The sequence below is a fragment of the Frankia sp. BMG5.23 genome (assembly GCF_000685765.2).
Lineage (GTDB): Bacteria > Actinomycetota > Actinomycetes > Frankiales > Frankiaceae > Frankia > Frankia casuarinae.
Genome location: NZ_JDWE01000024.1, coordinates 1 through 12,951, shown reverse-complemented (window position 1 = coordinate 12,951; position 12,951 = coordinate 1). Strand labels below are relative to the sequence as shown.

At 69.0% G+C, this 12,951-nt stretch carries 11 protein-coding genes; all 11 read left to right on the top strand.

The genetic code is table 11. The annotated features are described in order from the left end of the window. Positions 1-295 precede the first annotated feature (295 nt). The 11 genes from BMG523DRAFT_RS12630 to BMG523DRAFT_RS12585 all read left to right on the top strand — a co-directional run bounded on the left by BMG523DRAFT_RS12630 (position 296) and on the right by BMG523DRAFT_RS12585 (position 12,832). On the top strand, positions 296-1,495 hold the full coding sequence (locus BMG523DRAFT_RS12630; protein WP_235463118.1) for a cell wall metabolism sensor histidine kinase WalK: 1,200 nt from the start codon (positions 296-298) through the stop codon (positions 1,493-1,495). A gap of 117 nt (positions 1,496-1,612) precedes the next feature. Next, on the top strand, positions 1,613-2,293 hold the full coding sequence (locus BMG523DRAFT_RS12625; RefSeq protein WP_011434934.1) for a response regulator transcription factor: 681 nt from the start codon (positions 1,613-1,615) through the stop codon (positions 2,291-2,293). Continuing rightward, complete coding sequence (locus BMG523DRAFT_RS12620; RefSeq protein ID WP_023839826.1) at positions 2,290-3,390, top strand: Ppx/GppA phosphatase family protein; 1,101 nt, start codon at positions 2,290-2,292, stop codon at positions 3,388-3,390. The genes BMG523DRAFT_RS12625 and BMG523DRAFT_RS12620 overlap by 4 nt, the downstream gene beginning before the upstream one ends. A 187-nt stretch (positions 3,391-3,577) precedes the next feature. Continuing rightward, positions 3,578-4,588, top strand: a complete 1,011-nt coding sequence (locus BMG523DRAFT_RS12615) for a sugar phosphate isomerase/epimerase (RefSeq protein ID WP_023839825.1) — start codon at positions 3,578-3,580, stop codon at positions 4,586-4,588. Positions 4,589-4,670: 82 nt separating this feature from the next. Beyond that, positions 4,671-5,468: a class I SAM-dependent methyltransferase gene (locus BMG523DRAFT_RS12610; RefSeq protein ID WP_051623860.1), complete on the top strand. Its 798-nt coding sequence runs from the start codon at positions 4,671-4,673 to the stop codon at positions 5,466-5,468. A gap of 398 nt (positions 5,469-5,866) precedes the next feature. Further along, positions 5,867-8,002: an acyltransferase gene (locus BMG523DRAFT_RS12605; protein ID WP_083494819.1), complete on the top strand. Its 2,136-nt coding sequence runs from the start codon at positions 5,867-5,869 to the stop codon at positions 8,000-8,002. A 100-nt stretch (positions 8,003-8,102) separates the two neighbouring features. Then, a complete protein-coding gene (gene proC, locus BMG523DRAFT_RS12600) occupies positions 8,103-8,900 on the top strand; it encodes a pyrroline-5-carboxylate reductase (protein ID WP_023839823.1) in 798 nt (265 codons plus the stop codon). Positions 8,901-8,996: 96 nt separating this feature from the next. Next, a complete protein-coding gene (locus BMG523DRAFT_RS23110) occupies positions 8,997-9,095 on the top strand; it encodes an AURKAIP1/COX24 domain-containing protein (RefSeq protein WP_003948845.1) in 99 nt (32 codons plus the stop codon). A gap of 294 nt (positions 9,096-9,389) precedes the next feature. Further along, positions 9,390-10,259 (top strand): S-adenosyl-l-methionine hydroxide adenosyltransferase family protein, encoded by an 870-nt coding sequence (locus BMG523DRAFT_RS12595; RefSeq protein ID WP_043591250.1) that lies wholly within the window; start codon positions 9,390-9,392, stop codon positions 10,257-10,259. Positions 10,260-10,586: 327 nt separating this feature from the next. Then, a complete protein-coding gene (locus tag BMG523DRAFT_RS12590) occupies positions 10,587-11,627 on the top strand; it encodes an NAD-dependent epimerase/dehydratase family protein (protein ID WP_023839821.1) in 1,041 nt (346 codons plus the stop codon). A gap of 95 nt (positions 11,628-11,722) precedes the next feature. After that, complete coding sequence (locus tag BMG523DRAFT_RS12585) at positions 11,723-12,832, top strand: lysophospholipid acyltransferase family protein (RefSeq protein ID WP_011434942.1); 1,110 nt, start codon at positions 11,723-11,725, stop codon at positions 12,830-12,832. The last annotated feature ends 119 nt before the right edge of the window (positions 12,833-12,951 follow it).

Below are 12,951 nucleotides of genomic sequence, written 5' to 3'. Positions count from 1 at the left end.
ACCTCTCGCTCTCTGGTGAACATTGACGATGGGTCTGATGAACAGCTAGCGACGATCGGCGGTGGAGGCTTGCAGAGCAATACCTAGGTGGCATGCGGACACCTAGCATGCGGCGAGTGGGTGACAGGTCGGCGGATGCCATGACAACCGGTACACACCGCATCCGCGGCTCGTGCAGGTCGGCAGGCCGTACAGGGTGAGCGGACGATGGTGGACGATGACAGCGGTGCCTGGAACAGCCGGTTCGACGACTGACCTGACTACTGGTTCGGCGTCCGGCGGGGACACCGGCGGCATGACCTTGCCGGCAAGGCTCGTGCGTCGGGTGATCGCCGGCCTGCCGACCGGTCTGCTCGTCCTCGACGCCGCGGACCGGGTGGTCCTGGTGAACATGGTCGCGCGACGTATGGGTGTGGTCGCCGCCGACGAGATCGCGGTGGCGGAGCTGGCCGATCTCGTCCGGGCCACCCGGCTCGCGGGCAGTGACCAGGAGCGGCAGCTTGAGCTGCCGCCCGTCCCCGAGCCCCCCCTCACCCGTCCCCGACCGGACCAGGAGGGGCTGGCGGTGCGTGCCCGGGCCCGGCTGCTGGACTCGTCCGGTCATGTCGCCGTCATCGTGGATGACATTACCGAGTCGCGTCGGGTCGAGGCCGTCCGTCGGGACTTCGTGGCGAACATCAGCCACGAGCTCAAGACGCCGGTCGGTGCGTTGCACGTCCTCGCCGAAGCGGTCGCCGCGGCCTGCGAGGACCCGGTGGCAGTCCGCCGGTTCGCCTCCCGGATGACCCACGAATCGACCCGGCTCGCCCGTCTTGTTCAGGAGATCATCGATCTCTCCCGGCTGCAGGGCGCCGATCCGCTGCCCAACCTGCGGCCGATGCGGGCGTCCGCGGTGCTCACCGAGGCGGTCGACCGCACCCGGCTGGCAGCGCAGGCCCAGGCGATCTCGGTTGCGGTGATCGGCGACGGTGACCTGCCGGTGTGTGGGGATGAGGGCCAGCTCGTGACCGCCGTCGCGAACCTGCTCGACAATGCGATCAGCTACTCGCCGCGTGGCACCCGGGTCGTGCTCGGGGTTCGGCGCAGCGGTGAGACCGTGGAGATCTCCGTCGCCGACGAGGGCATCGGGATCGCGGAGAAGGACCTGGAACGGGTCTTCGAACGCTTCTATCGGGCGGATCCGGCGCGATCCCGCGCGACCGGTGGGACCGGCCTGGGGCTCGCCATCGTCAAGCACATCGCGACCAATCACGGCGGCGTGGTCTCTGTGTGGAGCGCCGAGGGCGCGGGTTCCACCTTCACGCTCCGGTTGCCGCTGTTCACCGGCGACGATGACGATGCGATGACGGACGGCTCGGACGAAACCCGCGAGGATGACGGGGTGGATGGCTTCGACGTCGTCGGGGCCGATGCCGACGCCCGCGGTCGGGGCGATAGTGAACATCATGGCGATGGTGAACATCATGGCGATGATGAACTCGGTGGCGGTTCGTGAACGGTGAACGGTATCGGTCATGACCGGTAGACGCGGCGGGTCCACCCGTCCCATCGACGGTAACAGGAAGCGGTCCGGGTCGGCCGGTCCGTCCAACGTAACAAGGGGAGCGAACAGGTGACCCGGCTGCTCGTGGTCGAGGACGAGGAGTCCTTCTCCGACGCGTTGTCGTTCATGTTGGAACGGGAGGGCTTCGAGGTGGGGGTCGTCGCCGACGGCCCCAGCGCGTTGGCCGAGTTCGATCGGCGGGGGGCTGATCTTGTCCTGCTGGACCTCATGCTGCCGGGGCTGTCGGGCACGGAAGTGTGCCGAACCTTGCGAACCCGTTCCACTGTGCCGATCATCATGCTGACCGCTCGGGACAGCGAGATCGACAAGGTGCTCGGGCTGGAACTCGGAGCGGACGACTACGTCACGAAGCCGTTCTCCGCCCGGGAGCTGGTGGCGCGGATCCGCGCGGTGCTGCGGCGGCGGTCGGAGAACGAGGAGGTAGGGGACGCGACGTTGGAGGCCGGCCCGGTCCGGATGGACGTTGAGCGCCATGTCGTCACCGTCGACGGGACCACGGTCACCCTGCCGCTCAAGGAGTTCGAGCTGTTGGAGATGTTCCTGCGCAACGCGGGCCGGGTGCTGACCCGGGGCCAACTGATCGACCGGGTCTGGGGGTCGGACTACGTCGGCGACACCAAGACCCTGGATGTCCACGTCAAACGACTGCGGACAAAGATTGAGCACGAACCCGGCAACCCGCGGCACCTGGTGACCGTCCGGGGACTGGGATACAAGTTCGAGCCGTGACCCCGGCGGTCGCGGCCGGAGGGAACGGTGAAGAGGTGCTCGGTGGCGTGCGTCCGGGTGCGTGGTTTCCGAAGATCGTGGCGCAGCCCGACGCCGCCGTCGCCCCGGGACGGCAGGCGGCCGTGGTGAGTCCGCTCCCGGCGGGTCCACATCCCGGTCCAATGCGTCTCGGTGTGATCGACATCGGCTCGAACACCGTCCACCTGCTTGTCGTGGACGCGCACCGGGGCGGCCAGCCGCAGCCGGCCGCCAGCGTGCGCGTGCCGTTGCGGCTGGTGGAACTGCTCGACGCGGACGGGGCGCTGGACGCCGCTGGAGAGCGCGCCCTGACCTCCTGCGTCCTGGACATGCGCCAGCAGGCCGACGCGCTCGGGGTCCACGATCTGGCGGCCTTCGCCACGTCGGCGTTGCGGGACGCCACCAACGGAGAGGCGGTCCTGCGCCGGGTGGGCGAGGCCACCGGGGTCTCCATCGGCGTCCTGCCCGGGGAGGAGGAGGCCAGGTTGACCTTCCTCGCCGTCCGCCGGTGGTTCGGCTGGAGCGCCGGCCGGTTGCTGGCGTTGGACATCGGCGGTGGTTCCCTGGAGATCGGCGCCGGCATGCACGAGGACCCCGAGGTGGTCGCATCCCTGCCACTTGGCGCGAGCCGGCTGACCCGGGACTGGCTGGCCCCGAGCGACCCGCCCAAGCGGTCCGAGCTCAGCGAGCTGCGCCGTTACGTCCGGTCCCAGATCGCGCCGATCGTGGGCACCATCTATCCCCTGGGGGAGCACACGAGGGCGGTGGCGACGTCGAAGACCTTCCGGTCGCTGGCTCGGATCGCCGGTGCGGAGTCCTACAGCCGCGGTCCCTACACCCGCAGGGTGCTGCGCCGGGACGACCTCGTGGAGGTGACGGCCAAGGTGTGCCGGATGTCGGTCGAGGAGCGCGCGGCGCTGCCGGGCGTCTCCGCCTCCCGGGCGGCCCAGTTGGTCGCGGGGGCGGTCGTCGCGGACGAGGCTCTCGATCTGTTCGCCATCGACGAGGTGGAGATTTGCCCCTGGGCCCTGCGTGAAGGGGTGATCCTGCGCCGCCTGGACTGGCTCACCTCATCCTGACGCCGGAGCGATGAACTCCCTTCACCTAGCAGAGGGTGAGATGAACCTTGCAGAAAGTGTTCTTGATGCGCGTAATTGCCCGATGTGGCCGTTGTCACGGGCGATATGAAGGTTCCGACCGTCATCCCGCGGATGTCTGTGCGGGCGGGGCCGCGGAGATGGCCTAGCCTGGGAGATGAGGTCGGTCGTGACGGCCAACCCCCGGCTCGCGCGGCAGGGAGACGGATTGCAGGCATGGCGTGACGACGCGCGGTCGGTGTCGCCGACCGCGATGGCTCCCGCCCCGATCTCGTCCGGTGGGGTCGCGGGCGGTTCGGGGCCCGGTGGTGGCGGTAGCTCCTCGCTCATTGTCCCGCGCGGAGCGCCCGAGCTGGCCACGACCGCTCCGGGTGCCCGCGTGGCGCTCTCAACGGCCTCGACCTATCCCGAGTCCACCGCCTCGGCCTTCGAGATGGCGGCGCGGCTGGGGTATGACGGGGTCGAGATCATGGTCTGGACCGATCCGGTTAGCCAGGATCCGCAGGCGCTGAAGCGGCTGATGGACTATCACGGCATCCCGATTCTGGCCATTCATGCGCCGTGCCTGCTGCTCACCCAGCGGGTCTGGGGTACGGATCCATGGGCGAAGCTGGTGCGGGCCCGTACCGTAGCCGAGACGCTCGGCGCGTCGACGGTCGTCGTCCACCCGCCGTTTCGCTGGCAGCGAGACTATGCCCGCGAGTTCGTGACGGGCATCGAGCGGATGGCCGGCGAGACCGACATCCGCTTCGCGGTGGAGAACATGTTCCCGCTGCGGGCGCGGGGGCGGGAGGTCTCCGCCTATGCCCCGGACTGGTCCCCGGTCGAAGACGACTACGCGCATGTCACCCTCGACCTGTCGCACACGAGTGTGTCCCGCTCGGACCCGCTCGAGATGGCCGAGCTTCTCGGCGAGCGGCTGGTCCACGTGCACATGGCCGATGGTCTGGGCTCGGCCAAGGACGAACATCTCGTCCCCGGTCGTGGCACGCAGCCCTGTGCGGAGCTGCTTGAACTGCTGGCCGCCGGCGGTTTCGACGGCACCGTGGTGGTCGAGATCAATACCAGGCGGGCCGAGTCGCGTGCCCAGCGCGAGGCCGAGCTCGCCGAGGCGCTGGCGTTCACCCGTCTGCACTTCGCCGCACCGTCCGCCGCAGGACTCCGATCCACCTACGGCTGATCCACCTACGGCTGATCCGCATCCGGGTCCACCGCCGGCTGACCCACCTCCGGGGCTGACACCGTTCCCGTGGCTCGCCGCCATGGTCGAGTGCCACCATGACGCAGTGTCCATCCCTTCTGGTCGTACTCCCACCGGCTCGCTGTTCGACCCGTTGGCGGATGCCTACGCCGCGGCCAGGCCGAGCTATCCCGACCACATCTTCCGTGACGTCGAGCGGTTCCTCGGGCGGCCGCTGCGCGGCGCGGACGTGCTTGACGTCGGCGCCGGGACCGGCATCGCCACGCGTCTGCTGATCGGCCGGGGCGCGCGGGTGGTACCGGTGGAACCCGGGCCGACCATGCTGGCGCGGTTGCGCCAGCGCAGCCCCGGACTGCCCGCGGTGCGCGGGGACGGGGAGGCGTTGCCCTTCCGGGACCAGGTCGTCGACCTGGTCTGCTATGCCCAGGCATGGCACTGGGTACAGGTACTGACCGCCGCGGCCGAGGCCGCCCGCGTGCTGCGGCCCGGCGGAGCCCTCGCCGTGTGGTGGAACGACGTCGACGCCGAGGAGTACCGGTGGTGGCAGCGCCAGCAGGAACGGCTCGAGCGGATGAACCCCGGATATCACCGCGGGTACCGTGCGCGACCGTTCGCCGACGAGTTGCGGTGGACCGGCCACTTCAGGGAGGTTGTCACCCTGACCGGCCGGTGGCGGCGCCGGATTAACATCGATGACTACCTCACCTGGCAGCGGTCGAAGTCCTACGTCGCGGCCATCGGCGATCGCCTCGACGATTTCCTTGACGCGGAGCGTCGCACGATGCTGCGCGCCTTTCCTGACGGTGTCGTCGTCGAGCCGTTTCGTACGCTCCTGGTGATTGCCCAGGTTCCCGAGTAGCGCGCGGGAGAGACAGCGTGGGCGCCTCTGCCGAGGCTCTCCCATCCGGTGATCTTCCCCTTTCTCTGACGCGCTGTGACGCCATGGTTCGGCCGATGTGACTTCGTAATGAACCGTGCGCACAGCGTCGCTTTTGGGGTGGCGTTGTTTTGTGGCCACCGGTACCTGCCTTGTCCCGAATTTTCCGATCCGTTAGTCTTGCGTCATTCGCACAGTGATGTCTGACTTCGCTGGCGTAGCGGAGTGATACGGGTACCCGTATCCGGGTCATTGGTCCGACCGGCGGCATGGTTTGGGAGCGACTCACGCTCGGGTTATCGCGGCACCGTACGGTCACCCTGAGTGTCGGGTGTCGGTGCCGGGACTGCCGACGCCCGATGGAGGAGGCGACGGTCATCATGCGGCTTGCCCCGCAGCAGACTGAGGCGACAGGGATAACGAGGATAACGCGCGACGGCACCCCGGCTGGCTGGGAGCCGCCGGCCGGGCCGGCGGCGGCCGCCGCGGCGAAGTTCGCGTACAACCCGGCGCTGGACGGGCTGCGGATCGTCTGTATCTACACCATCCTCGCCGGCCACATGGGTGCGATCCAGGCCAGCAACGTCGCCGTCGACGTCTTCTTCGTGCTGAGTGGATTTCTTATCACCACGCTCCTGCTGACCGAACACAGCCGGACCGGGACGATCTCGGTGAGTCGATTCCTGGTGCGCCGGGCCTACCGGCTGATGCCCGCGATGTGGGTGTACCTGCTCGTCGGGCTCGCGGTGACGGTGGCGTTCAAATGGAACGACATCCCCTTCCGGGACGACTACGTCGGGAGTGCGCTCTCCGCCTTTTTCAATGTCAACAACTGGTACAAGGTCCTGCATCCTGCCGCCGGTGGGCGATGGTTGGCCCACGTGTGGTCCCTGTCCCTGGAGGAGCAGTTCTATCTCCTGTGGCCGGGGCTGTTCCTGATTGTCAGCCGCTCGGACCGGTTCCGGGCGCACCTGCTGAAGATGCTTTTCGCCATGATCGCCTTCGCGGCGGTCTGGACCTGGACCGTGGCCGCCGGCGGCGCCCCGCACTCGCGGGTGTACCTCGCGCTGGACACGCACGTCGCACCGCTGCTGATCGGCTGTCTGCTGGCGGTCTGGCGTGACACCCGCCTGCGCGCCCTCGTCGCCGAGGAGCCGGACCTGGCCGCGCCGCGCCGCCGCCGGCACGCCCAGCAGATCGGCACGATGACCCCTGTCACGGCGGCGACGGTCGAGCGTTGGCGGGCGGGCCGTCGGATCGCCGATCTCGGCTTCGTCGCGGGGATCGGATTGATCTTCTTCGCCTTCCTTGGGCCGAACAAGGACGGTTATGACGCCAACTGGCTCGACCATGCCGCCTACCTGCCCAGCGCCCTGCTCGGTGCCGTGGTCATCCTGGGCGCCGACCTGCGCCGCGACGCCGGCTGGGTCCGCCTGCTCGGCAGTCCACGGATGGCCTTCCTCGGTAAGATCACCTTCAGTATCTACCTCTGGCACTATCCGGTGATCTCGGTTGCGAACGGGCAGCTGGTGCCCCGGATCGGGCTGTGGCCGTCGGTTGTCGTGGCGGCGGCGGTCAGCACGTTCATCGCGTACTTCTCGAACCGGTTCGTGGAGAAGCCTGCGCAGCGTGCCCGACCCCCGTGGGCCGACACCCCCCGTGGGCCCGCGCCGGGCGCGATCCCGGCGGCGCGGCCCGCTCCCGGAGACGACATTGGACCCGGCGCCGCCACCTGGGCGCGCATTCCCGAACCGGCCCGGGAGCCCGACCGCGGACGGTTCTCGCACCCGGCCGTCCCGCGGGCCGGCCGGTACGAGGGCCACCGGCACCACCGGTCCTGGGACCGGACCGGTGAATCCGGACAGCGTTACCGGCCTGACGGGGACCGCCGGGCCGCCGGGCTGTACACCCTTGACGAGGTGTATCCGGCTGGCGAGCCAGACCGGCCGGCACGCGTCGCGTCGGCCACGACCGGTCGGTCTGATCGGCTGGATCACGACCGGCCCGGCGATCCGCCCGGGGCCCGGTCGCGGGGTGGCTGGTCGGGCGACGGTGGCTGGTCGGGCGACGGTGGCTGGTCGGGCGACGGTGGCTGGTCGGGCGACGGTGGCTGGTCGTCGTACGAGGTCGGGTCCGATCAACCGGCGGGTGGCCCGGACGATGCCGATGAATGGGGTGATGAATGGATCGATGAGGGCTACGTCCGTCCTTGGCCGGGGTACGGGTACGGACTCACCGAGACCGCCGACCTGTCGTGGGCGGTGCGAGGCCGGCAAAACGGCGGCGAGGAGGCGCAGCGGCCGGCGGCCACGGACCGGGCATACACCGCCGAAATAATCTACGATCCTCGATCCGTCGTCGGCCGGCGGGGCGAACGTCACGAGCCCTGGACGGGTCACGAGCCCNGTCACGAGCCCTGGACGGGTCACGAGCCCGGCCACTGGGGTGGCCACGAACGCCGGCTCGAGTACGACGGGCGACATGGAGTTGATCGCCAGTCGGGCTACGGCTGGTAGCCCGCGCACGACGGCGGGCCGGGATCCGCGTTCCGCTGGCTGCCCGAGGGCGCCGTAACCTCCAGGCCGGGGTAGAAGCGGGTGGAAGGGAAGGATGGTCATGATCGTTGCGGTCATGGGGGCGGGACGGCTCGGCGGGGCGATGCTGTCGGGGCTGCTGCGGTCCGGGCATGCCGCTCAGGACATCGTCGTGGCCGAACGTGATGCCGACCGGGCTGGTGAGATCGTGGCGCGTCACGGCGTCGAGGTGCAGGCGCCGACGGTGGCCGCAGCCAAGGCGGATGTTCTGATCATCGGGGTGAAGCCCCAGGACGTCGGGACCCTGCTGGCCGAGATCGGGTCGGTGGTCGCGAACGGGACGCTCGTGGTGTCGTTGGCGGCGGGCATCACCACTGATCTTCTCGAGGAGCGGCTACCTTCGCTTCCCCCGGTGGTCCGGGTGATGACGAACACCCCGCTGCTCGTCGGGGAGGCGATGTCGGCGATCTGCGGGGGCCGCTACGCCGAGGAGAAGCACCTCGCCACGGCAGAAGCCCTGCTGACGCCGGTCGGCCGGGTGACGCGGGTGGCAGAGTCCCAGCTCGACGCGGTGACGGCCCTGTCCGGCAGCGGACCGGCGTACTTCTTCTATCTTGTCGATGCGATGATCGAGGCGGGTGTGCTCCTTGGGCTGCCCCGCACCCTGGCCGCGGAACTCATGACCCAGACCGCCCTGGGCTCGGCGCGGATGCTGCGCGAGAGCGGTGAGCATCCGGCGCTGTTGCGGGAGGCCGTCACCTCTCCGGCCGGGACCACGATCGCGGCACTGCGGGAGCTGGACCGTCGCGGTGTGCGCGCGGCGCTCATGGACGCCCTGGAGGCGGCGAGCAGTCGGTCGCGGGAACTCGGCCGTAGTTGAGGGCACCCGGGTACCGGAGCACCCGGGCTCCGATGGTTGCCCGCCGTGGCGGGTAGGCTCGCCCGGTAACTTCCTCAACATAGATCGGTCGGGTACGTGGGTTCTGTCATCAAGAAGCGTCGTAAGCGGATGGCCAAGAAGAAGCACCGCAAGTTGCTGAAGCGGACGCGCGTTCAGCGCCGCAACAAGAAGTAGGCCGCTGCCAGGAAGTCAGGCCGCTGCCAGGAAGTCAGGCCGCTGCCAGGAAGTAGGTAGCGCACTAGGACGCGGGTCGCCCACCGGGGGGTGGGGCGTACCCGGGAGTCCGGTCGTACCTGGAGACAGTCGGCCGATCCGCGGTCCCCGGCGTCCGGTGTCCACCCCGCACGTCGCGAGTTCGTACCGCCATGCCGTCTCGTATCATGTGGCTTTGCGTGCTGTAACTGTCACCGTGTGACAGGCTGTTTCCCTCGGGTGGCAGCGTGGCCGGCCCGCAGCCAGGGAGACGGCATGACGGGATCGTGGATCAATTTCCTGTCCGACTACGGCGTCGACGATGCCTCTGTAGGGGTGTGTCACGGGGTTATCGCGCGGCACGCCCCGTCGGCGCGCGTCCTCGACGTCTGCCACGCCATCGCGCCGCAGGACGTCGGGCATGCGGCCGTCACCCTGGTCGGCGCGATCGGTTATCTTCCGATGGGGGTTCATCTCGTCGTCGTGGAGCGGCTCGATGCCGACGGTTACACCCGCGGCGCGGCGATCCGGAGCACGGACGGCTCGACCTTCGTCTGCCCGGACAACGGCGTGGCGTCGCTGGCCTGGGATGCGCTCGGTGGCGTCGCCGCGGTGCACGAGATCTCCAACCGGGAGCTGTGGCTGCCGCTGCCCACCGCGGTGTTCCGGGGACGGGACGTCTATGCGCCGGTCGCGGCCCGGCTTGCGGCCGGACTCGCCCTCACCGACGTCGGCCCCCGGCTCGACCCCGACGCGCTCACGCGTTTCCAGCCGCGGGCGTGCAGCGTCGACGACGACCATGTGCACGGCGAGGTCGTGTCCGTCGACCACTTCGGCAATCTCTCGCTCAACATGACCCGGGCCGAGCTGGAGGCCGCCGGTATTCTGTTGGGAGATCTGGTCGAGGTCCTCGCCGGCAACCGCGTCATGCGGCTCACGTTCACGCATACCTACGGCGATGCGCCCCGCGGTGGAGTCACCTTGTGTGAGGACGCGTTGCGTCGAGTGATGATCGCAGTAAATTGTGGGCGAGCGGCCGACCTGCTGCGGCTGCGGCGCCAGGACGCGGTCGTCGTGGCGCAGCTGCCGAGGAGCCCGTCACCGGGACGCTCCATCCTGGATTTTCCGCTGCCGGCCCAGCGGTGATGCCGGCATCACCGCTGGGCCGGCAGCGTCGGCAGCGGCACCGGGCCTGGCCGGCGTCGATCCTCGTCCGGCTCGGACGGGTTGTTTTTCCCCTACTTTCCGTATTCGATGTGCGCGGCTGGCCTTACGCTGTGCAATGAGCGGTCGAGGGACGGGCGTACGATGAGCCCACGATCGGACCGCGTGAACCTTTCTCGGCCGGACATCGCGGCCCCCGGTCCCGGGGAACGGTGGCGCGCTCCGGTCGGCCTGGTTCGGGCTGCCCGGTCGCCCGGCCATCCGGTCCGGGTGCCGGGCTGGACCATGCGGGCGTTGCGGGAGACTGCCATGAGACCACGCCGTGTGTTGGTGACCGGTGTAGCGCGGCCGTTGGGGGCGCAGGTGGCGATGGCGCTCGCGGCTGACCCGGGGGTCGAGGCCGTCGTCGGGGTCGATACCACTGCTCCCACCAGCGACCTCGGGCGGACCCAGTTCGTGCGCGCGGACATCCGGCATCCGTTGATCGCAAAGGTGATCTCCACCACGGAGATCGATACGGTGCTGCATCTGAACGTGATCGCCACGCCGCTCGGTGCGGGTGGACGGGCCGCGATGAAGGAAATCAACGTCATCGGCACGATGCAGCTGCTGGCCGCGTGCCAGAAGGCGCCCAGTGTCACCAAGCTGGTCGTGAAGTCCACGACGTCGATCTACGGGTCGTCCGCTCGCGACCCCGCGCTGTTTACAGAGGACACTGAGCCGCGCGCCCTGCCCGCCGGTGGCTATGCCAAGGACGCCGTCGAGGTCGAGGGTTACGTGCGTGGATTCAGCCGGCGACGTCCCGACATCGCGGTAACCGTGCTGCGGTTCACCAACATCCTCGGTCCGCAGATCGACAGCCCGCTCGCGCGCTATCTGGACCTTCCGCTGGTTCCCACGGTCCTCGGCTTCGACCCCCGCATCCAGCTGCTGCACTCCGATGACGCGTTGGCCGTGCTGATGCGCGCGACCCGCCGCGCCCACCCGGGGACGTTCAACGTGGCCGGGGACGGTGTGCTCCTGCTTTCGCAGGCGATCCGCCGAGCGGGTCGGCCGTCCACGCCGGTGCCGTTCCCCGCGATCGGGGTGTTGGGCGGGATCGCCCGGCGGCTGCGGCTCGTCGACTTCTCCGCTGAGCAGCTTGACTTCCTCGCGCACGGCCGGGCCGTGGACACGACCCGGCTGAAGGAGATCTTCGGTTACCGGCCCCGGTACTCGACGATGGAGACCTTCGACAGTTTCGTCCGCCAGCGCGGGCTCCGGTTCACCATCGACCACGATCTGATCTCCCGAGCCGAGCACAGGATGCTCGATTCGCTGGCCCGACGCCGGCTGGTGGGAACAGGGTGATGGAGGGCGGTTGCGGCCCGCCGGGTGCGGGATCGGATAGGGGGGAGGCGGAACACGTGATAAAAGGTGACGAATCCCGGGGTGAAGCGCAGATCATGCCTTGGAAATCCGCCGCAGCCGATTCGGCTTCGCGTGACCCGGCTTCGCGTGACCCGGCTTTTCTCGACGAGGTTTCCCCCGACGAGGTCTTCCTTGGTCCAGCCGCCGCGTCCCCTCGCTCCTCGCTCAACGGTGCCGAGGCGACGCTGACCGAAAGCCGGTCGGCGGCGGGTGGGCCGTCCGACCCGGCGACGGGTCCCACCGCCGCTGCCGGGCCCGATGGCGCTGCCAGGACGGACGGTGCGCCACCGCCGACGGCCGAACCCGGTGATCTGGAGACGGCCCTCGCGGGAGCGCTGGCCTTCCTGCGGCGGCGCATCACCGGCGACTACGTCGTCGACGAGCACGGGTTTGACCCGGACCTCACCGAACACGTCGTCGCTCCGCTGCTGCGGCCGATCTACCGGGACTACTTCCGGGTCGAGACCCGGGGGCTGGAGAACATCCCGGACACGGGTGGCGCTCTGGTGGTGGCCAATCACTCGGGCACCCTGCCAATGGACGCGCTGATGATGGCCGTGGCCATCCTCGATCATCATCCGGCCCATCGCCACCTGCGCATGCTCGCCGCCGACCTGGTGTTCGCGGTGCCGTTCCTGGCCCCGCTGGCTCGTAAGATCGGCAACACTCTGGCGTGTCAGGCTGACGCGGAACACCTGCTGAACACCGGGCACCTTGTCGGGGTCTGGCCGGAGGGCTTCAAGGGCGTCGGCAAGCCGTTCAGCGAGCGGTACAAGTTGCAGCGGTTCGGGCGCGGTGGATTCGTCTCGGCCGCGTTGCGGACGGGTGTGCCGATCATTCCGTGCACGATCGTCGGAGCCGAAGAAATCTATCCTATGATCGGTAACGCGAAGTCGCTCGCTCGCCTGTTCGGGCTGCCCTACCTGCCGGTTACACCGACCTTCCCGTGGTTCGGTCTGCTGGGGCTCATCCCGCTTCCGTCCAAATGGATCATCGAGTTCGGGGAGCCGGTCCCAACGAAGACGTACACCGCTGAGGCGGCGGACGACCCGATGCTGGTGTTCGAGCTCACCGACCGCATCCGGGAGACCATCCAGCATACGCTGTACAGCCTGCTGATGCAGCGCCGCTCGGTGTTCTTCTAGGTTCTTTCCCGGCGCCGAAGGTGCTCTAGGCCTGTCTTTCGCACATGGGGTTTCGATGCGTTGACCGACCTGATTGTCGATCAAGGTGGTCTGGTTGGGTCGACGCCGAGGATGTCGAG

Bases quoted from the DNA above. Each gene is read 5' to 3' on its own strand.
- BMG523DRAFT_RS12610 (WP_051623860.1), top strand. From the start codon at position 4,671: ATGGTCGAGTGCCACCATGACGCAGTGTCCATCCCTTCTGGTCGTACT.
- BMG523DRAFT_RS12585 (WP_011434942.1), top strand. From the start codon at position 11,723: ATGCCTTGGAAATCCGCCGCAGCCGATTCGGCTTCGCGTGACCCGGCT.
- BMG523DRAFT_RS12630 (WP_235463118.1), top strand. From the start codon at position 296: ATGACCTTGCCGGCAAGGCTCGTGCGTCGGGTGATCGCCGGCCTGCCG.
- BMG523DRAFT_RS12595 (WP_043591250.1), top strand. From the start codon at position 9,390: ATGACGGGATCGTGGATCAATTTCCTGTCCGACTACGGCGTCGACGAT.
- proC (WP_023839823.1), top strand. From the start codon at position 8,103: ATGATCGTTGCGGTCATGGGGGCGGGACGGCTCGGCGGGGCGATGCTG.
- BMG523DRAFT_RS12590 (WP_023839821.1), top strand. From the start codon at position 10,587: ATGAGACCACGCCGTGTGTTGGTGACCGGTGTAGCGCGGCCGTTGGGG.